The following is a 26,260-nucleotide window of genomic DNA, read 5'->3' as shown; positions in this document are numbered from 1 at the left end:
TCGACCCGTCGCGTCGCTCCACGTATGGAGCCGGACGCGCCGACCCGGGGGCGTGCCGCTCAGGCGGAACGCGAGTCGGAGGGCCGGTCCTCGTGGATCCGCGCCGCCGCACTCCAGCGGAACGCCTCCAGTCCTTCCAGCAGTACGGAGCGCTTGTGGGCGGGCATCCGGGTGAGGAGCGCGGTGAGTTCCCGCTCGCGGCGGGCCCGTACCTCGGCGAGAAAGGCACGGCCCGGCTTCGTGAGGTACAGGTGCACCTCGCGGCGGCTGTTGGGGCTGGGGGCGCGCTCCAGGAACCCGACGGCCTGGAGCCGGTCGCACAGCCTGCTGGCCGACGGAGGGGTGGAACCCAGGGTGTCGGCGAGCGTGCGCAGGTTGATGCCCTCGTGGTGTTCGAGTACGAGGAGCACGGGCAGCTGGGACGGTGACACCGGAGCGGTCGGGGTCTGCCCCCACACCGCCTCGAGCAGTTCGGCGGCCCGGGACGTCAGGCGTGCCACCTCGTCGGGCTCGTGAGGCGGGTGCGAGGAGGTCACCGTCCCACTCTCGCAGGCTTCTCGGGTGATGTCAGCCCGCGGTGTGGCGCCCGCGGTGCGGTGCCCGGTTCGGACCCGACCCGTTCGACGGGCGAAGTGTCGTCCCGCAAGTGTGATGCCTTCCTGGCAGAAGAAATGGCGTACCAAGTTCGTGAACAGATTCGTGCCCGCTGAGCGGGCTCTTCGGGCCGCGGCTCCGGACCAGTTGCTCCAGGCGATCCGCGTCGTGCTGGCCCAGCAGTACGCGGCGCGATCCGTGGAACTGTTCATGGCGGACTACGGGATGACCGTACTCCAACCGGTGCCCGTGCCGCCGTGCACGGCGGAACCCCTGCCCGTACACGGCACCGCGGCCGGCCGTGCCTTCGGGGCGCAGGAGCCGTTCGCCGAGCCCGTGGACGGTGAGGTGGAACGCCTCCACCTGCCGGTCACGGTGCGCGGCGACCGCCTCGGGGTGCTCACCGTGACGCTGCCCGCGGACCGCGCGCGGCAGTCGCCGGGAGAGCTCGCCGAGGTCGCCCAGATCCTCGCCCACGAACTGGTCGTCGCCGGACGGCACACGGACCTGTACCTCCAGGCCCGTCGCCTCCATCGGCTCACACTCGCCGCCGAGATGCAGTGGCAACTGCTCCCGGGGCACTCGTGTTCGCAGCCGGAGTACGAGATCGGGGCGCAGCTGGAACCGGCGTATGCGATCTTCGGCGACACCTTCGACTGGTCGTCGACGGCCGACCGCCTGCTGCTGTACGTCACCAACGGCATGGGGGAGGGCACGGAGGCGTCGCTGCTGACCAGCCTGGCCGTCAACGCCCTGCGCAACGCGCGCCGCGCGGGCATCCCCCTCGCGGACCAGGCGGCCTTGGCCGACCAGGCGGTCTACGCCCACTACCGGGGCACCGCCTATCTGTCCGTTCTCATGCTGGAGTTCGACCTGGCCACCGGCCGGGCGCAGGCGGTCGACGCGGGCTCACCGCGCATGGTGAGGCTGCGCCGGGGTGGCGCGGTGGAACCGGTCTCGTTCGACGCGCAGTTGCCGCTGGGCATGTTCGAGGAGACCGATTACGTCGCCCAGGAGTTCCAGGTGCACCCGGGGGACCGGCTGGTCATCGTCAGCGACGGCGTCTACCAGGCGGCCTCTCCCGGTGGGGAACGCTACGGGGACAGGGCGCTCGCCCGGGCGATCACGGCGACGCGGCTGCTGCCCGCCGCCCAGGTGCCGCACGCGGTGCTGCGCCAGCTCACCGGCCACCGCAGTACGGCCGCTCCCGACGACGACGCGCTGGTGGTGTGTCTGGACTGGAACGGACGCGAGCAGTCAGCGAGTTGATGCGGCGACATCATCGCCCGGGGCGGCTTCTCGCCGGGCGGTCAGCCGCTGGCGGCGAAGTCCTGCAGGCCGACCACCCGTAGCAGCCGCAGCCGTTCGTAACTCTCGCTGCCCGGGCGGGCGGTGAGCACCACCAGCCGCTGGGCGTGGTCGTCGCTGAGCAGTACTTCGCAGTCCAACTCCAGCGGTCCCACGACGGGATGGGCGAAGCGCTTGGTGGCACGCCGCCGCACGGCCACCTCGTGCTCGTCCCACAACGCGGCGAACTCCGGGCTCTCGGCGCGGAGCCGGCGCACCAACGAGGTCACCCTCGGGTCCTTTGGCCGGGCCGCCGCGACCGCCCGCAGGTCGGCGACGTACGCGCGGAGGTGGTCGGCGCGGTCCTCGAGCGGTACGGCGTCGAGGGCGGAGGGATCGGTGAACAGGCGCACGAGCAGATTGCGCCGGTGCGGCGGTCGTGACGCCGCGTCGCCGGACAGCGCGATCGACATGGCGTTCTGCGCGAGGACGTCACCGGTGTCGTTGACCACCATCGCGGGTGTGTCGTCCAGCCGGTCGAGGATCAGCAGGAGCCCGGGCGGCACGTGGTCGGTCGTCCGCCGGTCGCGGGGCGGCTCCTGCCCGGCCAGATGGAACAGGTGGTCGCGTTCGTCGTCGGTGAGCCGCAGCCCGCGGGCCAGCGAGCCGAGGATCTGCCGGGACGGATACGGTCCGCGGGCCTGTTCCAGACGGGTGTAGTAGTCCACCGACATGTCCGCGAGCCGGGCCACTTCCTCGCGGCGCAGCCCGGGCGTACGGCGTCGCGGGCCGCAGTTCAGGCCCACGTCCTCCGGAGCGAGGCGTTCGCGGCTGCGCCGCAGGAAGTCGGCGAGGCCGGCACGGTCGAGATCCACGTCTCCAGGATGCGCCCGCTCGCGGGACGTATCCAGGGTCTGCCGATCCCTGGATCACCGGGTCTCTCCCGTCCTGGCTGAGGCGGCCGCACGGTGGAGGGGAACGGGACGGAAACGACGAAGGAGCGGCGGATGGTGATCCTGGTGACGGGCGCGACGGGGCAGGTGGGCAGCCGGTTCGTGCCCCGGCTGCTGGGCCGCGTGCCGGACGGCGGGACCGTACGGGTGCTGGTACGGGACGAGCGGCGGGCGGAACCGTTCGCCGCGCGGGGCGCGCAGGTCGCGGTGGGCGAACTGCGGGACGCTGCCACGCTGCGCGCGGCGCTGGAGGGCGTGGACGCCGTGGTGAACATCGCGGCGGCCTTCCGCGGCGTGCCGGACGAGGAAGCGTGGGAGGTGAACGCGCGCGGCGCCGTGGCGCTCGGCCGGGCCGCGGTCGAGGCGGGAGCCGCCCGCTTCGTCCAGGTCAGCACCAACCTCGTCTACGGTCTCGGACGCGGCCGGCCGCACGAGGAGGACGACGCCTCACAGCCGGGCGGCCCGCTGTGGGGTGCCTACCCCGCGTCCAAGGCGGAGGCCGAACGGTCCCTGCTCGCGCTGCACCGCGACCGCGGACTCGACGTGCGCATCGGGCGACTGGCCTTCGTCTACGGAGACGGCGACCCGCACCTGTCGCAGTCCACCCGTCTCCTCCAGCGGTGGCCGGGCTCCCGGCGGCTCCAGATGGTGCACCACGCCGACGTGGCCCAGGGGCTGCTGCGGCTGCTGTTCGCCGAGGGGATCGCGGGCCGGGCGTACAACATCGCCGACGAGGCGCCGTGCACCCTGGTCGAGCTGCACCAGCTGAACCGCGTGCCGGCACCGGACGGACTCGGCGCGCAGCCCGACGACAGTCCCTGGACCGGCATCGTCTCGGTCGAACGAGCGCGCCGCGAACTGGGGTTCAGGCCGGTGTACCCGACGGTGTGGACGGCCCGCGAGGCGGGAGCGCTGTGAGACGCGGGGCCTGAGCCGGACGGGCGGTGGCAGCGGAGGCCGGATCCGGGGGGCCCACAAGTCCGGGGGCGGGACCCGGACGGACTCAGTGTCTGGTGCCGGCGAGGACGGCTGCCACCGCCCGTTCGAGGTCTCCGGGGTGCGGCGGTGTGTGTTCCTTGTCGGCCAGCAACAGGTGGGCGGCGCCGATCAGGGTGGGCGCGAGCGCGTCGATGTCGGCACCGGGCGTGACCCGGCCGAGGTCCCGTTCCGCGACGAGATACCCGTGCACCATCCTGGTCGCCTCCTTGAGCACCGGAACACCGGCTCCGGTGGCCTGGCGAAGCCGGGTGCGTACGGCGTCGCGGGAGATGACCAGGCCGACGACGCCCAGCATCACGGGCCCGAACAGGTCGGCGAGGGCGCGGGTGAGGTTGGCGACGACGGTCCCGGTGCCGGCGGACTCGCGCAGCGCCGCGGACCGGGCCTCGACGCGGGCGATGTGCTCCAGCGCGAACTGGGTGAGGAAGCCGTCGAAGTCCGGGAAGTGCCGGTGCAGCAGTCCCTTGGCCACCCCGGCTTCGTCGGTCACCGCCCGGCTGCTCAGCCCGTTCGCCCCGTCCCGCACCAGGACGCGCTCCGCGGCGGCGAAGAGCTGCTCACGCGCGTCGCGCATGGCGATCCCAGTCGGCACGGCCCACCTCACCTCTGACCAAGGGGCGCACACCCGTTGAAGAGTGGGCGCTCGCCCATTTAGAGTGGGCGCATGCCCATTCTACCGTCGGCGCCCGATGGGCGCCTCACCGGCGCCGCACCCCACGCCCAACGCGGTGTGGCCGAGTCGTACGGCGCGGACACCGAACGATACGACCGCACCCGGCCCCGCTACCCCGATGCGGTGGTCGAGCGCGTGGTCGCCGACAGCCCCGGCCGTGACGTCCTCGACGTGGGCACGGGCACCGGCATCGCGGGGCTGGCGTTCCAGGCCGCCGGATGCGCCGTGCTGGGGGTCGAACCGGACGCGCGCATGGCCGAGTTCGCCCGCCGCAAGGGGCTGGACGTCGAAGTCGCGAAGTTCGAGGACTGGGACCCGGCGGGCCGCACCTACGACGCGCTGATCTCCGGGACGGCCTGGCACTGGGTCGACCCGGTGGCCGGCGCCGTCCGGGCGGCCGAGGTGTTGCGGCCGAGTGGACGCCTGGCGGTGTTCTGGAACGCGTTCCGGCCCGCTCCCGAACTCGCCGGGGCCTTCGCCGCCGTCTACGCCCGCGTACTGCCCGAATCACCCATCCACCAGCGTGGCATGGCGGGCCCTGACGCCTACGCGAACCTGATCACCATGGCGACCGACGGCCTCGCGCGCTCGGGCGCCTTCGGCGAGCCCGAGCGGTGGCGGGTCGAATGGGACCGCGACTACACCCGCGAGGAATGGCTCGACCAAATGCCCACGTTCGGCGGCCACGGCACGCTCCCGCGCGAGGACCTGGACGCTCTCCTCGCCGGTGTCGGCGAAGTCGTCGACGCGATGGGCGGACGCTTCACCATGCGCTACACCACGGTGGTCCTGACGGCGACGCGCGCATCCTGAACGGCGCCGCGCGGCGTCACCGCCGCCGGGAGCCGGGAGCCGGGAGCCGGGAGCCGGGAGCCGTCACGTCGCCGTGGGCGGGGCCGTCAGGCCACCGACTCGCCGCCGCGGGCCCCGGCCCGCGCGTTCGGGCGCGGCCTGTGGAACGCCGCACGCCATTCGCGCAACACCAGCCGTCGTGCGGGGCACTCCACCCCCTCGTACAGCAGCCACGCGAAGCCGAGGGAGGTGGCGAAGACGGCGGCTGTGACACCGAAGGCGGGCAGAGGCGGCAGATGTGGGCTGTAGCTGTGGAAGACGGCCTCCACCGCGCGGATCACCAAGAGGTGAATCATGTAGAAGGCGAAGGAGAGTTCACCGAGCCGCACCAGCGCCGGGTGTCGCCACGACGACGGTTCGCCGGTGAGGTCGGCGCGTGCGGCGGCGGGGATGAGCAGGGTGAAGCCGAGGATGGTGACCGCCGCGTGCTCGTTGCCACCGAACGCGGGGGCGGCGAAGTAGCAGACCGCGGTGATCGCCAGCGCCGCGTGGCGCCCCGGCCCGCGCCAGCGGTCCAGCAGCACCAGTCGCGCGAGCACCGCACCCAGCACGAACTCGGGCAACCGGGCCAGCGGCGAGTAGTACACACTCCAGCCGATGCCGAACCAGGTGGTCAACGACGGCAGCAGCACCACCGCCAGCACGCTCACACCGCCCACCACCCGTGTGACCCGCACCGAGCACCGGCGCAGCGCCCGGGCCAGCAGTGGGAACAACGCGTAGAAGAAGGCCTCGCAGGCGAGCGACCAGCTCACCGGGTTCAGCGTGTCACGCCACGCGTACGTCCAGGAGTGCACCAGCAGCAGGTTCGCCGCGACCTCACCGTGGTCGGGCTTCATGTACGGGGTGATGGTGTACGCCATCAACAAGGCGAGGCCGACCGTCGCGAGGTGGACCGGGTAGACGCGGGCGAACCGCCGCCGCCAGAAGCGCACCGCACGGTCACGCGGACGAGCCGACCACATCAGCACGAAGCCTGAGAGCACGAAGAAGAAGGACACCCCGGTGTCGCCGGCAGCGAACCCCCAGTCGACCACTTTCCCGCCGATGCCGCCGAAGTAGCCGACGAGGTCGACGTGCAGTCCGAAGACGGCCAGCGCGGCCACCCATCGCATCCCGGTCAACGACGGCAGCGAGGGACGCGTCGCCCGCTCGCCGCCCCAACGGGCCATGGGGGCGGCGCCGAGCTTCGGCCCGGTCTCCGCAGGCCGTGCCCGAGTGGTTGCCGGAGCGCTCATCTCGGCACCCGCTCACCTCGGCCGGGCCCTCGGCGCCGGCCGGCGCGTGTCCCGCACAATCCGATCAGCACCTTCCCGGCCTGTCGTCGGAGCCTCCTGCTCGCCAGGAGGTGGCCGTCGGGCGCGGGCGCGGTGCCCCCGCCACACTCCATTCCTCGACGACCCGGATGAGAGGGGGCTGGCGGATTCGTGAAAGTGGGATGAATGTTCCTTGGTGAGTTCTTTGGACTCGCTTTGTCATCCGAGGCCGGGCCATGAGGGGAATGCGCTGGTGAGGCGGCCGGGCGCAGGCTCCTCCCGCGCCCTTGGCCAATGGAACCGAGGGCGCGGATGGCATGCCGGTGGGCTCGCGCCCATCCGTCCCACCGGCCGGCCCGTCCGGCACGCCGTCGAGGCGCGGGCGCGGACGCGTACGAGGGCGGCGTGGAAGCCGAGCCCCGTGGACCGCGTGGTGGGTCAGGCGTCCGTGAACTCGATGTACTCCAAGACCGGCCCGGCGGGGAGGCGGGCGATCATCCGGGCGCCGTTGGGCGCCGCCCCCGGACCGTCGAGAGCGCGTCCGCCCGAGGGCTCAACCGCATTGATCGCTGGACCCTGTTGGCGCACCAGGACGGTCGCCACCCGGTCCGGTACGCCTCGATCTCGCCACGAGGCGACCCGTTCCAGGCGATCTCGCGGCGATGCCGTCGGGCGGGGCTCGCGCCGCGGGCCGGTGACCCGCTCGCCGTGGTCGAGGAACGCGGTGCGGGCGCTCACGCCTCCGGGGCGTCCGGGACCGGCTGCGGCGCGGGCGGGCCGACGTACCGGGCAGACGGACGAATGATCTTGCTGTCCTCCGCCTGTTCGAGGACGTTCGCACTCCATCCGACCACGCGGGCCGCGGCGAACGTCGGCGTGAACATATCGCGCGGCAGCCCGGTCAGCTCCATGACCACACCCGCGTAGAACTCCACGTTGGTGTGGAGTTCCCTGCCGGGCTTCAGCTCGGCGAGTACGGCCTCCACGCGCTCCTCCACCGTGACGGCGAAGTCCACCAGCGGGCCGCCCATCTCCTGGGCGATGGCCTTGAGCATGCGCGAACGCGGGTCCTCGGTGCGGTAGACGGGGTGGCCGAATCCCATGATGCGGTCGCCCGCCAGCACGTGTTCACGGATCCATGAGTCGACGCGGTCCACCGTGCCGATGGCGTCGAGTGTGTCCAGCGCCCGGCTGGGGGCGCCGCCGTGCAACGGTCCCGAGAGGGCGCCGAGCGCTCCCGTCAGGCAGGCGGCCAGGTCGGCGCCGGTGGAGGCGATGACCCGAGCGGTGAACGTCGACGCGTTGAAGCCGTGGTCGACGGTGGAGATCAGATACCGCTCGATGGCCCGCGCGCGAACGGCGTCCGGTTCCGAACCGGTCACCATGTAGAGGTAGTTGGCGGCATACGGCAGGTCGGCCCGCGGTTCGACGGGCTCCAGACCGCGCCCGAGCCGGTGGAGCGCCGCGAGAAGCGTGGGCACGAGCGCGCAGGCGGTCACCGCGTCATCCAGCCGCTGCTCCCGGCCGATGTCGTACAGCGGCTGGAATCCCACTGTGGCGCCGGCCAGTGAGAGCGCGGTGCGCAGTCCGGCCAGCGGCCCGCTCGAGGCGCCGGCGCGGGCGATGGCGGGAAGCGCGTCACGGACGGCGGGCGGCAGGACCCGGGCCTCAGCCGTACGGGCGCTGAACGCGGCGCGCTGGGCGGCGTCGGGGAGCGTGCCGTGAAGCATCAGGTGCCAGACGTCCTCGAAGCTGCGGGTCTGGGCGAGTTCGACGGCCGAGTACTGGCGGTAGTGGTAGAAGCCCTCGGTGCCCCGGACGTCGCCGAGGGCGGTTTCGGCGACGACGACGCCTTTGAGGCCTCGGGGGGCGTCGGGGGCGTGGGCGGCGCGTGCGGGGGGAGCGGGGGTGGCGGCAGCGGTGGCGGTGCCTGCCGAGGCGAGGGGGGTGGTGGGCATGGTCAGGTCCTCCTTAAGTGTTGATTCGACTGTCTATTGTTGACGTAAGCATTGTCAATATTGATTAACGGCCCCACAATCAACATTGACTTGAAGGTGGATGCATGGACTGATGCATACCGACACATTGATCAGGTGGGACAAGACATGACTGAGCAGCCGACGACGACCCGCGACCGCGAGCCGGGCCCGCCGCCCCAGCGGCTCAGCACCAAAGAAGCCGCCGAACGCCTCGGCGTGAAGCCGGAGACCCTCTACGCCTACGTCAGCCGCGGCCTGCTGAGCAGCCGCCGCCTCCCGGGCCGACGCGGCTCCACCTTCGACGCCGGGGAGGTCGACGCCCTCGCCCGACGCGGCAGGCACGTGCGCCCCGCCACCGGGGACGAGCCGCCCGCCACCCCCGGTGCGGTTTCCGTGCGCACCGGCATCACGCTGATCACCGGTGACCACTACTACTTCCGCGGCGTCGACGCCGTCGAACTCGCGGCGACCCGCGGCTACGAAGAGGCGGCGCACTGGTTGTGGACCGGGGAGGCACGACGGAACATCCGGTTCACGGCGCCCGACGACGCCCTCGCCGCCGCCGACCGGGCCGTCGCCGCCCTCCCCGTGTACAGCACGCTCACCGACCGGCTCCGTGTTGCCGCCGTCGCCGCGGCGGCGGCCGACCCGCTGCGATTCGACCTCGCCCCCGGCACCGTCACGGGTGCGGCGGGCGGTCTGATCGCCACGTTGGTCGACGCCCTGCCGCTGGCCGGGAACAGGAAGCGGCGTCCGAGCGGTCCGATCGCCCGCCGTCTGTGGTCCCGGCTGGCGCCGCACGCCGCCGACGACCCGTCAATCGAGGTATTGCAGACGGCACTTGTCCTGCTGATCGACCACGACCTGGCCGCGTCGACGCTCGCCGCGCGCGTCGCCGCGTCCGCCCGGGCCCACCCGTACGCGGTGGTCTCGGCGGCGCTCGGCACGGTCGAGGGCCAACTGCACGGCGCTGCGAGCGGATTGGCGCACCGGATGCTGACCGAGGTGCTGCAGCGCGGGAGCGCGGCGCCCGTGGTCTCGGACCACCTTCGCGCCGGGCGGCCGGTGCCCGGCTTGGGACACCGGCTCTACGAGGGCGAGGACCCGCGGGCGACCGCGCTGTTCGGGCTGCTGGAACGCGTTCCGCAGGCGGAGCGGGCGCTGACCGCCGCGCGCGAGGTCGTCGCCGCGAGCGCCCGCGACGCGCCGGTGCACGCGAACGTGGACCTGGCGCTCGCCGTGCTGTCGGTCGCGACGGAGATGCCCGCCGAGGCCGGGGAGACGGTGTTCTCGGTGGCCCGCACGGCCGGCTGGATCGCGCACGCGCTGGAGGAGTACGCGGAGGCCCCGCTCCGGATGCGGCCGCGCGGCCGGTACGACGGTCCGATGCCGCCTCGGCCGTTGCCGTAGACGTTCACGGCCGCCGCTGTGGAAGGGGCGGCCTGCCCGCCGGGTGGCGCCCGCTCCCGGCCCGGCGGGTGGGCCGGTGGACAAACTCCTGCCCGCAGATCGTCCTGAACCGGCCGCCACGGGGTACCCGTCCCCTGTCGGACGGCCGGGATGCCGTGCACGGCCCGGCCGGCACGTACGAGACGACGGGAGGTGATCGCCGTGGCGACCACTCAGCCGCGCACTGCCGGAGCCGTGCGGGAGCGGGATTCCCTGAGCCAGGAGCCGGTGGGCGAGCTGGTGCAGAAGGCCTCACAGCAGCTGACGGAGCTGGTGCGGGGCGAGATCAGGTTGGCACAGGCGGAGATGAAGGAGAAGGGCAAGCGGTACGGCAAGGGCGGCGGCCTCTTCGGCGGCGCCGGCCTCATGGGGTTCCTGGCCCTGGAAGCCCTGGTGGCAGCCGCCATCGCCGGCCTCGCGGTACCGCTGCCGGTGTGGGCGGCCGCGTTGATCGTCACCGGCGCGCTCGCGGTGATCGCCGGGGTGATGGCGCTGACCGGCAAGAAGCAGGTCGGCCGGGCGGCCCCGCCGACGCCCGAGCGGGCGATCGAGAGCGTCAAGGCCGACGTGGCCGAGATCAAGGAGAGTGCACACCGATGACCCAGCCATCCCACGACGCACGGGGCGCCACCGACGCCGAGAACCTGCGCGCCCAGGTCGAGCACTCCCGTGAGGAGCTCGGGCGGACCGTCGCCGCCCTGGCGGCCAAGGCCGACGTCAAGGCCCGGGCACAGGAGAAGGCGACCGCGGTGAAGGGGCAGGTCGCCGCGAAGGCCGGGGGGATCAAGGAAGGCGCCGAGCGGACCGTGCGCAAGGTGCGCGGCAGGCTTCCCGAGCCTGTCAGGGGCAAGGCGTCCCAGGCCGGCGAGGTGGCAGGCGGCAATCGCACCGCGCTGCTCAGTCGCACCGCACTCCTCGCGGCCGGCACCGGCCTGGCAACAGTCGTCTGGCTGGCCTGCCGGCGGAGGAAGGGGTGATCCGGTGAAAGCCGCGAAGATCGCCTACAAGCCGGTCGGCCTGGCACTGGGCGCGGGCGGCGGGCTGCTCGCGAGCCTGGTGTTCAAGCGGGTGTGGAAGCTGATCGGCCACGAGGAGGACGCTCCGGAGGCCACCGACGAGGAGCGCACCTGGCGGGAGATCCTGCTCGCCGCGGCACTCCAGGGCGCGGTCTTCGCCGTGGTCAAGGCCGCCGTCCACCGCGCCGGCGCGACCGCCACACGCAACCTGACCGGGACCTGGCCGGACTGAACCTCGCACGGCGCGTTCGGCGCTGACGGCTCGGACGAGGGGGTGCGGGTGGGCGGCCCCTTGGGACCGCTCCACCCGCACCCCTTTCATGCTCAACTCCCGTGATGCCACGGCTCCGCGAGACGGGTGGCGCATTCGAGCAGCAGAGCGTGGACGAAAGCCTGGGGGAGGTTGCCGCGCATCTGGCGCTGGGTGACGTCGTACTCCTCCGAGAACAGCCCCGGCGGCCCGCAGGCGGCGCGGTTGCGCTCGAACCAGCGGTACGCGGAGGCCTCGTGGCCCTGTTGGTGCTCCGCCAAGGCGGTGACGAAGCCGCAGAGCAGGAAGGCACCCTCGGCCGCACCGAGCGGCCGGTCGTCGTGCCGGAACCGGTAGGCGAAGTGATCGTCCGTCAACTGCTCGGTGTAGGCACGCAGTGTGGCGGCGGTACGCGGGTCGTCGGCTGGCAGGGCGCCCCGGATCGGGGGCAGGAGCAGCGCCCCGTCCAGGCCGGGGTCGTCAGGGGAGCGCTGCCAACGGCCCGTGGAATGAAGGCTGTTGGCGGATGTGTGGGCGACGAGCCGGTCGGCCAGTGCGCTCCAGTCGGCCGACTGCCGCCGTCCGGCGCCGGGAGCGGCGGCCAGAGCGCGCAGTCCCGCCGCGCAGATCAGCCTGCTGTGGGTCCACGGGCGGGGCGTCAACTCCCACACCCCGGCGTCGGGTTCGTTCCAGCGGCGGGCGATCGCCTCGGCGCCGACACGCGCCGCCCGCCACCCGTCGGTGTCCAGCCGGTCATGGCGCGCGGCGTCCGCGAACAACAGCAGCGCCTCGCCGAAGGCGTCGAGCTGGAACTGCTGGTTGACGTGGTTGCCGACCAGGTCGAACCCGCCCGGGTAGCCCGGTAGATCGAGGCGGTGCTGGTCGGGGATGGGACGGCCGTCGACCCGGTAGGCCGGTGCCAGCGCGGGACCGTCGTCGAGCAGCCGGGCGGTGGTGAAGCGCACCGCGTCGTCCAGCAGCCCGTGGCCGCCCGCCGCGGCGACCGCGTGACCGGCGTAGCACTGGTCGCGGATCCACACGTACCGGTAGTCGTAGTTGCGGCCCTCCTCGGCCCGCTCCGGAAGGCTGGTGGTCGTCGCGGCCACCATGCCACCGGCGGAACCGGTCAGGCCCCGCAGGACGGTGTAGGCATGGCGTGCGTCCCGGGTGGCGATGGTGTGGTCCAGCGCCGGTACCTGGTCGCGCCAGGCGGCCTCCGTCATCTCCCACGCCCGACCGGGGTCGGGAGGGGCGTCGGGCAGCGGCTGGTCGCCGACCTCCAGCACGAAGTCCTGGTGCGCGCCCTTCGGAAGGCTCAGGTCCAGCGACAGCCTGCGGTCGCCGCCACCGGCCGGACGGGCATGAGGGCTGCCTGACCACCGCACGTACAGGTCACCGGTGCGTCCCGTCCACACCCCCGCCCCGTCGTGCGCCAGGTCCTTCAGCGGATGCTGGTCGAATCCGGCGCACGGCTCCAGCAAGACGGACAGCCGTGTGTCCGTGTCCCGGGCGATGACGCGTCGCAGCACGATCGCGCGGTGCGGGTCGCCGGGGAACGCGAGCGCCTCACGGCATTCGACGATGCCGTCCTGCGTCGCCCAGCGGCTGCGCCAGATCAGGCTGCCGTCCTCGTAGTAGCCGCCCCACACGAAGCGGCCGTGCGGCGAGATGGCGTAGCTGCCGCTGCCGCCGATCAGGGAGGAGAAGACGGCGTCGGAATCCCACCGGGGCGCGCACATCCACACGAAGTCGCCGCGCGGCCCGACCAGAATGCCCCGCTCGCCGTCGGCGAGCAGCGCGTACTGGCGCAGGGGGTGCGGCGCAAAGGCGCCGGATTCGTCCTCGGACGGGCTCTGCGGCATCGCCGCTCCTTCGCTCACGCTCGCGTCGCGCGGGGCGGCCATGCCACGGCGCCGCCCCTCGTGTCGTTACTGCGTCTAACCGGTCCCGGCCACGGAAAACGGCGGCGGGCGGGTGATCGCCGCCTCGCCCCACGTTCCGCTCGACGCTGCGGTCGCGCGACGCAACGCAAACGCGCTCCTGCGACGACGCCCCCGCCGCTCCGGCGGGGGCGTCGTCGCAGGAGCGCGCGGAGCCCCGGCCGTGGCTCGTCGGCTTGGACATACCCCCTTCTCCCCGCCGGGTCCCGGCCGCGCCCGGTCGGCGCGGCCGGGGACCACCGGCGATGGCCGTCAGGCCTTCAGCGCGCGGCCGGCGGCCAGCAGGGCGACGCGCCGCGGGGCGAACTGCGCGGCGCGGGCCGACAGCCGGTTGCCGAGCCCGGCGATGACACTCGGCGGGGTACGACGCCTCTCCAGGGCGCGGCGAGTGGCCGTGACGACGGCGGCCGGGGTGGCGGCGCGCCCCACCATCGCGTCCCGCGTGCCCACGACGTCGAAGAACTCGGTCTCCACCGGCCCCGGCGACACCGCGAGCACCCGCAGGCCCGACCCCCGGGTCTCGTAGGCCAGCGCTTCGGTCAGACTCAGCGCGAACGCCTTCGTGGCCCCGTACACGGCCATGGCGGGAGTGGGCTGGTAGGCGGCGGTGCTGGCCACCGTCACCAGGGCGCCCCGGCCGTCGGCGACGAGTTGCGGCAGGAAGGCGCGCGAGACGTCGGCGACGGCGCAGGCGTTGAGCTGGATCATGCGCGATATCTGCTCCGGGTCCTGCTCCGCGAACGCGCCGTGGCTGCCGAACCCGGCGTTGTTGATCAGGGTCTGGACCGTGAGGCCCCTGGCCCGCAGCTCCTCGCGCAGCGACGCGCCCGCCCCGGCACGGGCGAGGTCGGCCGCGATCGGCGTGGCGGTGACGCCGTACGCCTTCTCCAACTCGGCGGCCAGGGTCTCCAGCCTGTCCAGGCGGCGGGCGACGAGTACGACGTCGGCGCCGCGCTCGGCCCACTGCCGGGCGAACTCCGCTCCCAGGCCGGCGCTGGCGCCGGTGATCAGCGCCGAGGTTCCCTGATAGGACATGGTGGGCATGGGCGGTGGCTCCGCTTCCGTCGTCCGAATGCGTGACGCCGCCAATGTAGGCGCGTGACATCATTGTAGTCAACCGACAACATCGAGGGAGGGATCGTGGCCGAGGGCTCCTACCACCACGGCAACCTGAGGGCGGCCCTGCTGGAACGGGCGGAAGAGGTCCTGGCGCACAGCGGTGTCGTCGGTCTGTCCCTGCGCGGACTGGCCCGCGACCTCGGGGTCAGCCACGCCGCGCCGGCACGCCACTTCCGGGACCGCCAAGCGGTCCTCGACGCCCTCGTGATCAGCGGCTTCACCGACCTCAACCAGCGCATCCGCGCCGTGGCGGACGCGCCGGAGCCGGTGGAGGCGAGGCTGACGGAACTCGGGCGGGCCTACGTGAGGTTCGCCCTCGAAAGGTCCGCGCTGCTGGAGCAGATGTTCGCCGCGAAGCGCGAGAAGGAGCCGACCGAGGAACTGCGCGAACTCAGCCACGAGAGCCTGGAGACCGCGGCCCGTCTGATCGCCGAGGCGCAGCGCGACGGTGTCGTCCGTCCCGGGGACCCCGTGCGCCTCGCGCAGGTGGCGTTCTCCACCATGCACGGGCTGACCGCGCTCGCGGTCGGCGGCCTGCTCGACGAAACCCCCGTCGAGGAGGCCACCGAACTGGCTCTGGTGGTCCTCATGAACGGCCTTCGCGCGCAAGGCCGTTGATCCTCTCGGCCCCGGCACGGCACGGCTCAGGCGAGGCGCCGGACCCGTTCCGCCTGGCACGGCTCAGACGAGGCGCCGGATCCGTTCCGCCGAGGCGGGGGCGTACCGTGGCCACTCCTCGACGCGACCGGTGGTGACGAACCGCGCGACGGCGCCGGCGAACCGCAGGCCGAGGTCGCGCTCGGTGTCGCCGGGCTCGCCCAGCATCGGGCTGTCCGGATAGGCCTCGAAGGTGTTGAACAGGAAGGGGAGTTCGGCGCAGTGCGTGGCGCCGAGGGCCAACTCGTCCCGCCGCGGCCTGCGGTCGAACCGGTAGACGTACGTCGCGTCCCCGCCCTTCGCGTGGTGGTCGGCGATCTCCATCGCGCCGTCACGGAACATCGCGTCGGTCTCCACCGCGGTGAGGACCCCGGCGGGCGTAGCCCGCGGCAGACGGGCGGCGTACTCCTCGTACACCGCCGGGGCCCGGTCACCGAACCGGCGGGCCAGCACGCCGAGCGCGCCCGCGGCCGTGAGGCCCTGGATACGCGGGTCGGCGCCGAAGAAGGCGGTCGCCTCGTCATGGGTCGTGCCGATCAACAGGTCCTTGCCCGCCAGGGCGCCGTCCGCGACCGCGTGCCGCAGCGAGCGGGGCACGCCGGGTCCGCCGAGCACCGGACACATCGGCGGTGCGATGTCCCCGGGGCGGGCGACCCGCGTCGCGAGGCGACCGTAGGCGGCCAGCAGCCGCTCAACGGGCAGCGCGCGCAACGCTGTCGCCGTCCGCGCCCCGGACACGCCCAGCAGCCGCAGAAGCGTCTCGGCGTTCTCGGCCGCGTCGCCCGGGTCCTGGGGCTCCATTCCCCACGGTCCGCTCTGCAACAGCACGCGGTGAACGAGTCCCGTCGTACCCGGGTCCACCGCCAGGGACAGGGCCGAGTACGCTCCGGCCGACTGCCCGCCGACCGTCACGCTGCCGGGGTCGCCTCCGAACGAGGCGATGGTGTCCCGCACCCAGCGCAGCGCGGCCGCCTGGTCCTGCGAGCCCGCGTTCACCGCGCCGACGTCCGGCAGGTGCAGGTAACCCAGCGGTCCCAGACGGTAGTTGGCGGTGACCACGACCATGTCGCCCAGGGCGGCGAGGCGGCCCCCGTCGTACCAGTCCCAGCCTCCGGAGCCGCTGGTGAAACCACCGCCGTGGAACCAGAGCAGCACGGCCCGGGGCACGCCGTCCTCGAACGCGGCCCGCGGAGACCACACGTTGACGGTCAGGCAGCCGTCCTCGTCCCAGTCCGGCACCCGGGTGCCCATCACCCGTTCCAGCCGCGAGGCGGCCTGCGGGGCGGCCGGTCCCGACCGCTTCGCCTCGCGCACACCCGACCACGCCGGGCGCGGCCGCGGCGATGCGAAACGCAGGTCGCCGACCGGCGACGCGGCGTAGGGCACGCCGCGGAAGGCGATCACCGGTCCTTCGACGGCCCCCCTGACCTTGCCCTGGTTCGTGCCCACGACCGGGCCCGCGAGACCTGCCATCGCGCCACCTCTTCCGTCTCCGATGCCCTGCTCGACGGCACCGCACTCCAGCGCACCGCTCGGCCGTTCCGCACCGTTTCTAGCCCCGGAAGGCCGATCCCCGCCAAGAACGACGCCACCAGGCGCGAATGACGGACATAGAGTGTCGTTCCCATGGAGAAAGTACGCCAGCGCCTGGACGCGACGGACAGCCGGATCACCGCCGCGCTCCTGGCCTCGCCGCGGGCCTCGTGGCGCACGATCGCGCACGTGCTGGGCGTCTCGGAGCGCACGGTGGTGCGCCGGGCCGGTCCGCTGCTCCAGGACCGGACGCTGCGGCCGACCGTGGTGCGCAACCCCGCCCGCTTCCCCGAACTGATCCCGCTCGCCCTGCGGGTCCGCTGCCGCCCGAACCGCATCAGGGCCATCGCCGCGACCCTGGCCCGCCGTTCGGACACCGTCTGGGTGGAGGTGCTCGGCGGCGGGGACGAGATCTGCGCCGTGCTCTTCCTGGACAGCACGGACGCGCGCAACACCCTTCTGCTGCGGGACCTCCCCGCCACCCCGGCGGTCCAGTCCTGGACGTCGCACGTGCTGCTGCGGGTCTTTCCCGCGGGATTCGACTGGAGCGGCGGTCTTCTCACCGCGACGGAACTCGCCGGGCTGCGCCGGGACGCGCCGACGCCTCCCGTTCCGGCGCCGCTGCTCCCCGTGGACCACCAGCTGATCGACGTACTGACCGAGGACGGACGAGCGTCCTACACCGAACTCGCGCGCCGCGCCGGCACCACCCCTGCGACAGCACGGCACCGCCTGGAAGCACTCGTCGACGGCAACGTCGTCCGGCTCGCCACCGAGGTCGACCTCGCCCTACTGGGCATCCGCGCGGAGGCGCTGCTGTGGATCACCGTCGCTCCCGGCGGCCTGGAGGAGACCGGACAACGGCTGAGCCGCCACCGGCAGGTCCGTTTCACCGCGGCCACCACGGGTCCGGCCAACCTCCTGGTGGCCGTCGCGGCGGCCGACCTCGACGCGCTCTACGTCTTCCTGAACGACACGGTCGGAGCCCTCGCGCACGTCTCCACCGTCGAGGTCACTCCCGTCCTGGCCGGGGTCAAGAGGACCGGTCTCGTCCGCTGACCCGGCGTTCGCGAGCACGTGCGCCACGACGCGTCACCGCCTGGCACTGCCGCTGACGGGACCACGCGTGGAAGGCTGTCGTCCGTTGCGACCGAGAGGGAAGGGCCGAGGCATGGGTGAAGAGCGTGTGTTCTACGGGTGCATGGGTCTCGGTGGGAGCTGGGACACCACGCCCTACGGCGCCGCGGATGTCGCGGCAGCCGAGGCCGCCGTCGAGGCGGCGCTCGACAGCGGGATCACGGCCTTCGACCACGCCGACATCTACCGGCACGGCAAGTCGGAAGCGGTGTTCGGCGAGGTGCTCGCCCGCGCCCCCGGACTGCGGGAACGCATCGTGCTCCAGACCAAGTGCGGCATCCGGCTGCCCGACGGCGAACGGCCCGGTCTGTACGACCTGCGCGGCGAGACCATCCTGCGGCAGGTGGTGGCGAGTCTCGAGCGCCTGCGGACGGACTACGTGGACCTGCTGCTCCTGCACCGGCCGGACCCGCTGGCCGACCCCGAGGACATCGCCCGCGCGCTGACCTCGCTGCACCGCCAGAAGCTCGTGCGCGGGTTCGGCACCTCCAACATGAATGCCCATCAGATCGCTTCGCTCCAGGCCCACTTGGCCTTCCCCCTGGTGGCCAACCAGTTGGAGATGAGCCTCCACAAGAGGGACTGGGTCGAGGCCGGTGTGCTCGTGAACACACCGCAGGCCGCGTCCGTGGGATTCCCCGCCGGGACCCTGGAGCACTGCCGGGCCAACGGCATCCGCCTCCAGGCCTGGGGTGCGCTCGCCCAAGGCCGCTTCACCGGTCGGGAGGAGACGCCCGCGGAGCGGGCCACGGCCCGGCTCGTCGCGGCGCTGGCCGCGTCGAAGGACACCACACCGGAGACCATCCTGCTGTGGTGGCTCCAGAAGCACCCGGCGCGTATCGCGCCCGTGGTCGGCAGCGCGCGCCCTGAACGCATCCGGGCCTGCGCCGACGCCGCGCGCACGGAGCCCGGGCTGAGCCACGAGGAGTGGTACGACCTCTGGGTCACCGCACGCGGCGCCGCGCTGCCCTAGCCCCCGGGAAGGAGCCGGCGCCCGCGCGCGTCCTGCGCCGGGCCAAGGCGCCGCACGGGTTGCCGACGCGCCGCTCGGCGTCACCGCCGGAGCCGCGCCGAGCGGCTGCGGTGACCGGCGCGACGCCGCCCGCCGGGACCGCACCCGCGGCATACCTCCGAGGTATCACGCGGGTCAGCCTCAGGGCGCACCGCGAAATCGGTCCCCGCGGTGACGGAACGCGGGCAGCCAGACGAAATGCTGGAAGCAGTCGTTCCCCTCGCTTCCTGGAGATGCTCATGCGGCGCATGCCCGTCCTGGCCGTCAGCGGTGCCGTCGCCCTGGCCGGTCTGTGCGTCGGAACCGGGCAGACCCCGGCCCTGCTCCGTCTGCTCAGCCATGAGCACGAGGCGCGCTACACCACGGGCGCCCAGGCACTGCGGCAGGACGCCGCGGACACCCCGCGATGGCTTCCCACGAACGCCCGCGACGTGCGCATCAAATCCAAGGACGCCCCGCAGCGTCCGCTCCACCTGGAGACCCACCCGGCCCAGACGCTGCTGCGGTTCGACCTCACCGGCGGCCGCCTGCCCGCGACCTGCCGCCCCCACACGCCGCACGGGGCCCCCGACTCCCTGTCGGCGCGGTGGTGGCCCACATCCGCCGCACGGCACGCAACGTACAGCTGCGCGGGTTGGCGGGTGGCGTTCGACGGCCACACCGGCTACGCGTGGCATCCCGCGTCCGACCAGGCGTGAGCGGATCCCGTCCGGTACCGGCGCCGGGAGCCCGGCCCTTCTGCACGCAGGCCCGGGGTCAGTCGCGGCTGAGCTGGCGCAGGTTGGTCCGGGCCAGCTCGACGATCTCGTCGCCACGGCCGTTGAGGATGGTGCGGGTGGCGAAGAGGGTGAAGCCCTTGAGCTGCTCGTAGGTGAGCTTCGGCGGAAGGGACAGCTCCTGCCGCTGGGTCAGGACGTCCACGAGCGCGGGCCCGTCGTGCGCGAACGCGGAGCGCAGGGCGTCCTCCAGGTCACCGGCGCGTTCGACACGCGCCGCGAACAGGCCTGCGGCGCGGGCCTGTTCGGCGAAGTCGGGATTGTGCAGACCGGTGCCGTAGTTGACGACGCCCGCGGCCTTCATCTCCAACTCGACGAACGACAGCGCCGAGTTGTTGAAGACCACGACCTTCACCGGCAGGCCGAGCTGGCGCAGGGTGAGCAACTCGCCCAGGAGCATGGCCAGTCCGCCGTCCCCGGCGAGGGCCACCACCTGGCGGCCGGGGTGGGCGGCCTGGATGCCGATGGCCTGCGGGAGCGCGTTGGCCATGGAGCCGTGGTTGAACGAACCGACGAGCCGGCGCCGCCCGTTCATGCGCAGGTAGCGCGCGGCCCACACGGTGGGGGTGCCGACGTCGGCGGTGAAGGCGGCGTCCGCCGTGGCGAGCCGGTCGACGGTGGCCGCGATGTGCTGCGGGTGCAGAGGCGACTCGGACGGCTTGGCCTGGGCGAGACCGTCGAGCCGGGCGCGTACCCGCTGGTAGTGGCCGGTCATGGTGCGGGCGAAGGAGTCGTCCGTACGCCGCTCCAGCAGCGGCAGCAGCGCCTGGGCGGTGTCCTTGACGGTGCCCACCAGCGGAACGTCCACGGGGACGCGGCGGCCGATGTGCTCACCGCGTACGTCCACCTGCACCACCGACGCGCTCTCGGGATAGAACTCGCGGTAGGGGAAGTCGGTGCCGAGCATGAGCAGCGCGTCGCAGTGCTCCATGGCCCGGTAGCCGGAGCTGTAGCCGATGAGGCCGGTCAGGCCGACGTCGTAGGGGTTGTCGTGCTCCAGGTACCCCTTACCGCGCAGGGAGTGCACCATCGGCGCCTTCAGCGTGCCGGCCAGCGCCACCGCCTCGTCGTGGGCGCCGGCGCATCCCGCGCCAGCCAGGATCGTCACCCGCCGCGCGGCGTTGAGCACCTGCGCCGCCCGGTCGAGGGACGCGTCGGCCGGGATCGTGCGCGAGACCGACCGGGACACCGGCCGCGGCGCGGCGCCCCTCGGCGATTCGGCCAGGAACAGTCCGCCGGGGATGACCAGCACGGCCACCCCTTCGCGCTCCAGCGCGTGGCGCATGGCCGCCTGCAGCAGCCACGGCACCTGTTGCGGAACGCTCGCCAGCTCGCAGTACACACTGCACTCGCGGAACAGCTCCTGCGGGTGCGTCTCCTGGAAGTAGCCGCTGCCGATCTCCTCCTGCGGGATGTGCGCCGCGATCGCCAGCACCGGCACCCGGCTGCGCTGGGCGTCGAACAACCCGTTGACCAGATGCAGGTTGCCGGGGCCGCAACTGCCCGCGCACACCGCCAGGCCCCCGGTCGTCCCGGCCTCGCCCGCGGCGGCGAACGCGGCGGCCTCCTCGTGCCGCACGTGACCCCAGGCAACGGTGCCGTCGCGCCGCAGAGCGTCGGTGAAGCCGTTGAGCGAGTCCCCGGGCAGGCCATAGACCCGCCGCACCCCCGACGCCCTGAGGGTGGCCACGATCAGGTCCGCGATGGTGCCGGCCATCCGTCCTCCCGGGTAGGGGGGCCATCTGTCAGCCGGAGACGCCGTGCCCGCGCCCCTGCCTGGACCGCGTCGACGCGCCGACGCGCGCCGCGGCATCCGCGGGCGCGCGTCACCAGCATGTCCCGTCCCGGGGGGCGCCGCACCCGGGGGAGTGGGACCGGACGGGCCTCGGGCGTCCCGGTCGGCACCCGGCCCTTCGCCGCAAGCCGGGCCGCGGTCGCGGTACGAATCCGCCATCCGGGGGCTTCGTCGCCGCCCCGCTCGCTCCGACCCGCCGGGCAGGCCGCTGACGGACGTCTACGGGCGGAAGGTGTCCTTGCCCTTCTCCTTCGCTTCCCGGGAGCTTCCCAGGGCCCTCGCGGCCTCGCCCTTGGCGACCATCTTCTCGTTGCCGACCGCCCTGCCCATGGACTTCATCATCGCGCCCGCGGCCTGCTCGGCCTTGGCCCTGGCCATCTGTCCGGCACTCATGTAGAGCCTCCCTGTGGTGTCGGTCCGATGTCTCACACCACGACGCCTGACCGGACGGCGCGTCAGCAAACCCTGGACGAAGCGGGAATGACTTACCGGGACGGCCAGTGGACGGCGGTGCGCCGTGGACGGGCGGGCACCGTGGACGTCGGCATCAGGCCGGAGGACAGTAGGGCTCATGCCCTTCCCGGCCCCTTCGGTCGCACGGGCGGTGCGGTCCCGGCCGGCGCGCAGGCGGGCGCCCGCGACGCGGCCCGCTCGCCCCGTCACCTGGTCACCGCCCCCGCCGTTGTCCCGAGGGGCGTTTCGCCGCAGACCGTACGTGCCCTGCGCCATGACCATCAGTACCTGGAGCGTGAACGATGGCAGACGACGACATCCGGCAGGCACGTCCGCCGATGCGCCCCGTGGTGCGCGAGACGTACGGTCCGGCCGACCTGAGCGGTGAGCCGATCTTCGCCGGCGGGTTCATCAACTTCGGCTACTGGCGCGCCGTCGACCTGTCGGGGCCGCTCGACGAGGCGGAACGGGTCCGCAGCCAGGAGGATCTCTACCGGCACGTCCTCGGCGCCGTCGGTCCACTCGGGGAGCGGACGATCCTGGAAGTGGGGTGCGGACTCGGGATGGGATGCGCGCTGGCGCTGCGGGAGTTCGCTCCCGGCGCGGTGACCGGCATGGACGTCCATCCCGAACAGCTCAGGCGGGCGCGCGGCACCCACGCCGGTCTGCTCGGCCGCGAGCAGGGCCGACTGCGTTTCGAGCGGGGGGCGGCCGAGGACATGCCGTTCGGGGAGGGCGAGTTCGACGCCGTCATCAGCGTCGAGGCCGTGCAGCACTTCCCGGATCTCGACGCCTTCGCGACGCAGACGGCGCGTGTGCTGCGGCCGGGCGGACGCGTCGCGGTGGCCGGGTTCTTCACCGTGGACGACGCGCCCGGCCGGCCCGCGCAGCTGGCGGGCCTGCTGGAGACGTACGCCAACGGCCTGGACATCGCACGTCCGGTGACGGCGCTCACGGACGCCCTGACGGCGGCTGGACTCGTGAACGCCGGGGCCGAGACGATCGGGCGGCACGTGTGGCGGGGATGGGACCTGTGGCTCTCCCGGTGGTGGGCTCCCGGCACGTGGCCGCGGAACTTCCTTCGCGCCTACGAGCAGCGGATCCTCGACTACTACGTCGTCACCGCGGCCCGGCGGGGGGAGGGACAGCGGCCGGTGCCGCCGCGGTGACGGTGCCCGGCCGTCACCCGTCAGCCGTGTCCTCGCACAGGGCGCAGCGCTCGGTTCCGTCCCACGTCGACCAGCCGAAGACCGCGGGCACCAGCGGACGTCCCTCCAACTCCTCGCGTACCGCGACCCGATAGGCCCACACCGCGTCGATGTATGGGTGGTACGCGTCGTGGAAGGCGCGGGAGGACAGCGTCGCGCCGGCCGCGACGGCCGCGCGCAGCGCCCGCAGCCGTTCGAACATCCGCTGTCCGGCCGCCGCGACGGGGGCGCTCGCATCGATGAAGAGCCGTTCGCGCACCTGGTGGACCCCTGCCTCGGCGAGCGCGTCCCGGCTGGCGCCGTCCAGGCCGGCGGTGGTCGACACGGCCGACTGGGCCAGCTCGCGCAGGCGGGCGTGGGCGACGCCGGTGGCGGCGATGAACTCGAGGTAGACCTCGCGCCGACGCGACCCGAGACCCCGGTCGTCCTCCTTGCGGGCTCGCAGCCGGTCCGCCAGCAGCGTTCCCGACATCGCGATCACCGCGCCGCCCAGCGTGGCGACGAGCGTCCCCCACTCCACCCGAACCCCCTGTGACCCGCCCCTGCCCGCGCACCGCGGCCGACGGTCAACGTACCGCCGGCCATCCGGCGCCGCACAGAACGCTCTGCCCTGGCAGGCGGCTTCTCGCCTTGCCTTCTGCGCGCTCAGATGCGCACAGAAAGCAGCACTTGCCATCATCAAGAGGTGGATATGTCCGCATATGGGAGAGGTGCTCGTCCTCCTGTTCCGCCGTACCGGACCCGCCGGAGAGTCCACCTGAGTGGGGTGGTTATCATATGAGCACCGTCTAGCTCGAAAGATGAACCTGTGACTACCATCGTGGACTCGTTCACCAACTGGCAGAACCGCGAGGAGATCGCGGAGTCGATGATTCCGATCATCGGCAAGTTGCACCGGGAGCGGGACGTCACGGTCCTGCTGCACAGCCGCTCCCTGGTGAACAAGTCGGTGGTGAGCATCCTCAAGACCCATCGATTCGCCCGGCAGATCGCGGGTGAGGAGCTCTCGGTCACCGAGACCTGGCCCTTCCTCCAGGCCCTCACCACGCTCGACCTCGGCCCCTCCCAGATCGACCTCGGCATGCTCGCCGCGACCTACAAGAGCGACGAGCGCGGCCTGTCGGTGGAGGAGTTCACCGCCGAGGCCGTCGCCGGTGCCATGGGCGAGAACAAGATCGAGCGCCGCGCGCCGCGTGACGTCGTCCTCTACGGCTTCGGCCGCATCGGCCGCCTCCTGGCCCGCCTGCTCATCGAGAAGGCCGGCTCCGGCAACGGCCTGCGACTGCGGGCCATCGTCGTGCGCAAGGCCGCGGGACAGGACCTCGTGAAGCGGGCCTCGCTGCTGCGCCGCGACTCCATCCACGGACAGTTCCAGGGCACGATCACCGTGGACGAGGCCGGCGGCAAGATCATCGCCAACGGCAACGAGATCCGGGTCATCTACTCCGACGACCCGACGACGGTGGACTACACGGCGTACGGCATCAAGGACGCCATCCTCATCGACAACACCGGCAAGTGGCGCGACCGCGAGGGCCTGTCGAAGCACCTGCGCCCCGGCATCGCCAAGGTGGTGCTGACCGCGCCCGGCAAGGGCGATGTCCCCAACATCGTGCACGGCGTCAACCACGACACGATCAAGCCGGACGAGCGCATCCTGTCCTGCGCCTCCTGCACCACCAACGCGATCGTCCCGCCGCTGAAGGCCATGGCCGACGAGTACGGCGTGCTGCGCGGCCACGTGGAGACCGTCCACTCGTTCACCAACGACCAGAACCTGCTGGACAACTACCACAAGTCCGACCGCCGCGGCCGTTCCGCGCCGCTCAACATGGTGATCACCGAGACCGGTGCGGCCTCCGCCGTCGCCAAGGCGCTGCCCGACCTCGACGCCAAGATCACCGGCAGCTCGATCCGCGTACCCGTGCCGGACGTCTCGATCGCCATCCTCAACCTGCAACTGGCCCGTGAGACCACTCGCGAGGAGGTCCTCGACTACCTGCGCAACGTCTCGCTGACCTCGCCGCTCAAGCGCCAGATCGACTTCACCACCGCGCCCGACGCGGTCTCCAGCGACTTCATCGGCTCGCGGCACGCCTCGATCGTGGACGCGGGACCGACCAAGGTCGACGGCGACAACGCCATCCTCTACCTCTGGTACGACAACGAGTTCGGCTACTCCTGCCAGGTCGTCCGCGTCGTGCAGTACGTCTCCGGGGTGGAGTACCCGACCTTCCCGGCCCCGGCGGCCTGACCCGCCGCGCACGCCGACCGGACGCCGCCGTCAGCGGGCCCCGCGCCCTGCCGACGGCGGCGTCCGCCGTCTTCGTCCGGTGTACCGGCGCTCACAGCACGCTGCGCGCCGCCCACAACTCCCCGAAGAACCGGTGCTCGCTGACCCGGCGCAGCCAGGCGGCCCCACTGCTGCCCCCGGTGCCGGGCTTGTTGCCGATGGTCCTCTCCACCACCAGCAGGTGCAGGGCCCGCCAGCGGGACATCGCCTCCGCGACGTCCATCAGCGCCTCCGCGAGCTGGAACACCTCGTCGGCCGGCCCCAGTTCGCGGTAGACGTCGCGCCACGCCTGCTCGACGGTCGGGCAGTTCGGGCGCGGCCTGGTGGGGTCGTGGCGCAGCGTGGCGGGGTCGATCGCGGCGCCCCGCCGGGCCAGCAGCGCCACCGCCGCGTCGTAGACGCTTGGTTCCTCCAGCGCCCGCCGCACCTGCTCGTTCACGTGCGGCACGCCCGCGTGCGGCGTGGTGAGCGAGGGCCGTTTGTTGCCCAGGACGAACTCCAGCATCCGGTACATGTACGACTGGAGCCCCGACGCGTCGCCGAGGTGGTCGCGGAAGGAGTTGAACTCCGAGGGCGACAGCGTCCCCAGCACGTCCCAGGTGCTGACCAGCAGATCGGCGACCTTGCGCAGCCTGCGCAACGACCACACCGCCGCGCCCACCGCGTCCGCGTCGAGGTCGTCGCGGACCCGCCGCAGGTCCTCGTACATCAGCTTGAACAGCAGTTCCTTGACCTGCCCGAGGACGTAGAAGGTCAGTTCGGCCGGTGCGCCCGAGCGCGGCTGCTGGAGCGAGTGCAGGACGTCGATGCTCTGGTAGTCGATGTAGGGGGTGCTGGCCCCGTCGAAGGTCAGCACCGGACAGCCTCCGGTGGCGGCCGCCCGTTCGGCCCGTCGCGCGTCGTCGAGCCGGCCGAGGTCGCGCACGCCCGCGCCGGGCGTGCCGGCGGCGTCGGGCCGTGGCCGCACGTCATGGGATGGGGATTGCCGCATGGTCGTCACTTCCTCCGTGGGCGCGGGACGCCCGGTCT

The 26,260-nt window shown here is 72.8% G+C and carries 26 protein-coding genes; 13 read left to right on the top strand and 13 right to left on the bottom strand.

Annotated elements, in window-relative coordinates:
• Window positions 1–59: 59 nt before the first annotated feature.
• Window positions 60–536: a MarR family transcriptional regulator gene (locus tag CK485_RS29415; protein ID WP_109447848.1), complete on the bottom strand. Its 477-nt coding sequence runs from the start codon at window positions 534–536 to the stop codon at window positions 60–62.
• A 151-nt stretch (window positions 537–687) separates the two neighbouring features.
• Here CK485_RS29415 and CK485_RS06270 point away from each other — a divergent pair, with 151 nt between their 5' ends.
• Window positions 688–1,863 (top strand): PP2C family protein-serine/threonine phosphatase, encoded by a 1,176-nt coding sequence (locus CK485_RS06270; protein ID WP_199239281.1) that lies wholly within the window; start codon window positions 688–690, stop codon window positions 1,861–1,863.
• A gap of 41 nt (window positions 1,864–1,904) precedes the next feature.
• On the opposite strand, the gene CK485_RS06265 is transcribed toward CK485_RS06270, so the two are convergent.
• Window positions 1,905–2,756, bottom strand: coding sequence for a helix-turn-helix transcriptional regulator (locus CK485_RS06265; RefSeq protein ID WP_109447844.1), 852 nt, complete (start codon window positions 2,754–2,756; stop codon window positions 1,905–1,907).
• 132 nt (window positions 2,757–2,888) lie between these two features.
• On the opposite strand from CK485_RS06265, the gene CK485_RS06260 reads away from it, so the two are divergent.
• On the top strand, window positions 2,889–3,752 hold the full coding sequence (locus tag CK485_RS06260; RefSeq protein ID WP_109447842.1) for an NAD(P)-dependent oxidoreductase: 864 nt from the start codon (window positions 2,889–2,891) through the stop codon (window positions 3,750–3,752).
• 85 nt (window positions 3,753–3,837) lie between these two features.
• On the opposite strand, the gene CK485_RS06255 is transcribed toward CK485_RS06260, so the two are convergent.
• On the bottom strand, window positions 3,838–4,425 hold the full coding sequence (locus CK485_RS06255) for a TetR/AcrR family transcriptional regulator (RefSeq protein WP_109447840.1): 588 nt from the start codon (window positions 4,423–4,425) through the stop codon (window positions 3,838–3,840).
• 72 nt (window positions 4,426–4,497) lie between these two features.
• Here CK485_RS06255 and CK485_RS06250 point away from each other — a divergent pair, with 72 nt between their 5' ends.
• Entirely contained in the window at window positions 4,498–5,319 is an 822-nt protein-coding gene (locus CK485_RS06250) for a class I SAM-dependent methyltransferase (RefSeq protein WP_109447838.1), read from the top strand.
• Window positions 5,320–5,405: 86 nt separating this feature from the next.
• Here CK485_RS06250 and CK485_RS06245 read toward each other — a convergent pair whose 3' ends face one another.
• The 3 genes from CK485_RS06245 to CK485_RS06240 all read right to left on the bottom strand — a co-directional run bounded on the left by CK485_RS06245 (window position 5,406) and on the right by CK485_RS06240 (window position 8,572).
• Window positions 5,406–6,596 (bottom strand): acyltransferase, encoded by a 1,191-nt coding sequence (locus CK485_RS06245; protein WP_241968173.1) that lies wholly within the window; start codon window positions 6,594–6,596, stop codon window positions 5,406–5,408.
• Between the two features lie 456 nt (window positions 6,597–7,052).
• Window positions 7,053–7,352 carry a hypothetical protein gene (locus CK485_RS28420; protein ID WP_146214490.1) on the bottom strand — a complete coding sequence of 100 codons (300 nt, stop codon included), beginning with the start codon at window positions 7,350–7,352 and terminating at the stop codon, window positions 7,053–7,055.
• A complete protein-coding gene (locus CK485_RS06240; protein ID WP_109447834.1) occupies window positions 7,349–8,572 on the bottom strand; it encodes a citrate synthase/methylcitrate synthase in 1,224 nt (407 codons plus the stop codon). The genes CK485_RS28420 and CK485_RS06240 overlap by 4 nt, the downstream gene beginning before the upstream one ends.
• Window positions 8,573–8,719: 147 nt before the next feature.
• Here CK485_RS06240 and CK485_RS06235 point away from each other — a divergent pair, with 147 nt between their 5' ends.
• The 4 genes from CK485_RS06235 (at window position 8,720) to CK485_RS06220 (ending at window position 11,290) form a co-directional block, all read left to right on the top strand.
• A complete protein-coding gene (locus tag CK485_RS06235; protein WP_109447832.1) occupies window positions 8,720–10,003 on the top strand; it encodes a citrate synthase in 1,284 nt (427 codons plus the stop codon).
• A 267-nt stretch (window positions 10,004–10,270) separates the two neighbouring features.
• Window positions 10,271–10,642, top strand: coding sequence for a phage holin family protein (locus CK485_RS06230; protein ID WP_109448483.1), 372 nt, complete (start codon window positions 10,271–10,273; stop codon window positions 10,640–10,642).
• Window positions 10,639–11,019: a DUF3618 domain-containing protein gene (locus CK485_RS06225; protein ID WP_109447830.1), complete on the top strand. Its 381-nt coding sequence runs from the start codon at window positions 10,639–10,641 to the stop codon at window positions 11,017–11,019. The genes CK485_RS06230 and CK485_RS06225 overlap by 4 nt, the downstream gene beginning before the upstream one ends.
• Window positions 11,020–11,023: 4 nt before the next feature.
• Window positions 11,024–11,290, top strand: coding sequence for a DUF4235 domain-containing protein (locus tag CK485_RS06220; RefSeq protein WP_109447828.1), 267 nt, complete (start codon window positions 11,024–11,026; stop codon window positions 11,288–11,290).
• A gap of 92 nt (window positions 11,291–11,382) precedes the next feature.
• Here the strand turns inward: CK485_RS06220 and CK485_RS06215 are convergent, their stop codons facing one another.
• Both CK485_RS06215 and CK485_RS06210 read right to left on the bottom strand, forming a co-directional pair.
• Complete coding sequence (locus CK485_RS06215) at window positions 11,383–13,170, bottom strand: glycoside hydrolase family 15 protein (RefSeq protein ID WP_109447826.1); 1,788 nt, start codon at window positions 13,168–13,170, stop codon at window positions 11,383–11,385.
• Window positions 13,171–13,500: 330 nt separating this feature from the next.
• A complete protein-coding gene (locus CK485_RS06210) occupies window positions 13,501–14,283 on the bottom strand; it encodes an SDR family oxidoreductase (protein ID WP_109448481.1) in 783 nt (260 codons plus the stop codon).
• Between the two features lie 105 nt (window positions 14,284–14,388).
• On the opposite strand from CK485_RS06210, the gene CK485_RS06205 reads away from it, so the two are divergent.
• A complete protein-coding gene (locus CK485_RS06205; protein WP_109447824.1) occupies window positions 14,389–14,985 on the top strand; it encodes a TetR-like C-terminal domain-containing protein in 597 nt (198 codons plus the stop codon).
• Window positions 14,986–15,048: 63 nt separating this feature from the next.
• Here the strand turns inward: CK485_RS06205 and CK485_RS06200 are convergent, their stop codons facing one another.
• Window positions 15,049–16,497 carry a carboxylesterase family protein gene (locus CK485_RS06200; RefSeq protein WP_109447822.1) on the bottom strand — a complete coding sequence of 483 codons (1,449 nt, stop codon included), beginning with the start codon at window positions 16,495–16,497 and terminating at the stop codon, window positions 15,049–15,051.
• Between the two features lie 153 nt (window positions 16,498–16,650).
• Between CK485_RS06200 and CK485_RS06195 the strand changes: the two genes are divergently transcribed.
• The 3 genes from CK485_RS06195 to CK485_RS06185 all read left to right on the top strand — a co-directional run bounded on the left by CK485_RS06195 (window position 16,651) and on the right by CK485_RS06185 (window position 19,404).
• A complete protein-coding gene (locus CK485_RS06195; RefSeq protein WP_109447820.1) occupies window positions 16,651–17,616 on the top strand; it encodes an AsnC family transcriptional regulator in 966 nt (321 codons plus the stop codon).
• A 112-nt stretch (window positions 17,617–17,728) separates the two neighbouring features.
• Window positions 17,729–18,667: an aldo/keto reductase gene (locus tag CK485_RS06190; protein WP_241968172.1), complete on the top strand. Its 939-nt coding sequence runs from the start codon at window positions 17,729–17,731 to the stop codon at window positions 18,665–18,667.
• Window positions 18,668–18,945: 278 nt separating this feature from the next.
• Window positions 18,946–19,404, top strand: a complete 459-nt coding sequence (locus tag CK485_RS06185) for a hypothetical protein (RefSeq protein WP_146214489.1) — start codon at window positions 18,946–18,948, stop codon at window positions 19,402–19,404.
• Window positions 19,405–19,462: 58 nt separating this feature from the next.
• Here the strand turns inward: CK485_RS06185 and poxB are convergent, their stop codons facing one another.
• On the bottom strand, window positions 19,463–21,199 hold the full coding sequence (gene poxB / locus CK485_RS06180) for a ubiquinone-dependent pyruvate dehydrogenase (RefSeq protein ID WP_109447816.1): 1,737 nt from the start codon (window positions 21,197–21,199) through the stop codon (window positions 19,463–19,465).
• A 297-nt stretch (window positions 21,200–21,496) separates the two neighbouring features.
• On the bottom strand, window positions 21,497–21,670 hold the full coding sequence (locus CK485_RS06175; RefSeq protein WP_109447814.1) for a CsbD family protein: 174 nt from the start codon (window positions 21,668–21,670) through the stop codon (window positions 21,497–21,499).
• A 362-nt stretch (window positions 21,671–22,032) separates the two neighbouring features.
• Between CK485_RS06175 and CK485_RS06170 the strand changes: the two genes are divergently transcribed.
• Window positions 22,033–22,899 (top strand): class I SAM-dependent methyltransferase, encoded by an 867-nt coding sequence (locus CK485_RS06170; protein WP_241968171.1) that lies wholly within the window; start codon window positions 22,033–22,035, stop codon window positions 22,897–22,899.
• A 13-nt stretch (window positions 22,900–22,912) separates the two neighbouring features.
• Here the strand turns inward: CK485_RS06170 and CK485_RS06165 are convergent, their stop codons facing one another.
• The gene (locus CK485_RS06165; protein ID WP_109447812.1) at window positions 22,913–23,458 is read right to left on the bottom strand and encodes a CchlQ; all 546 of its coding nucleotides are present in this window, start codon (window positions 23,456–23,458) and stop codon (window positions 22,913–22,915) included.
• Between the two features lie 288 nt (window positions 23,459–23,746).
• Between CK485_RS06165 and CK485_RS06160 the strand changes: the two genes are divergently transcribed.
• Window positions 23,747–25,192 (top strand): glyceraldehyde-3-phosphate dehydrogenase, encoded by a 1,446-nt coding sequence (locus CK485_RS06160; RefSeq protein ID WP_109447810.1) that lies wholly within the window; start codon window positions 23,747–23,749, stop codon window positions 25,190–25,192.
• A 91-nt stretch (window positions 25,193–25,283) separates the two neighbouring features.
• On the opposite strand, the gene CK485_RS06155 is transcribed toward CK485_RS06160, so the two are convergent.
• On the bottom strand, window positions 25,284–26,222 hold the full coding sequence (locus CK485_RS06155) for a tryptophan 2,3-dioxygenase family protein (RefSeq protein WP_109447808.1): 939 nt from the start codon (window positions 26,220–26,222) through the stop codon (window positions 25,284–25,286).
• Window positions 26,223–26,260 lie beyond the last annotated feature (38 nt).

Origin of the sequence: Streptomyces sp. ICBB 8177 (assembly GCF_003144095.1) — a bacterium.
Classification (GTDB): domain Bacteria; phylum Actinomycetota; class Actinomycetes; order Streptomycetales; family Streptomycetaceae; genus Streptantibioticus_D.
The sequence above is the reverse complement of the archived record's forward strand: the minus strand, read 5'-3'. Positions and strand labels throughout refer to the sequence as shown.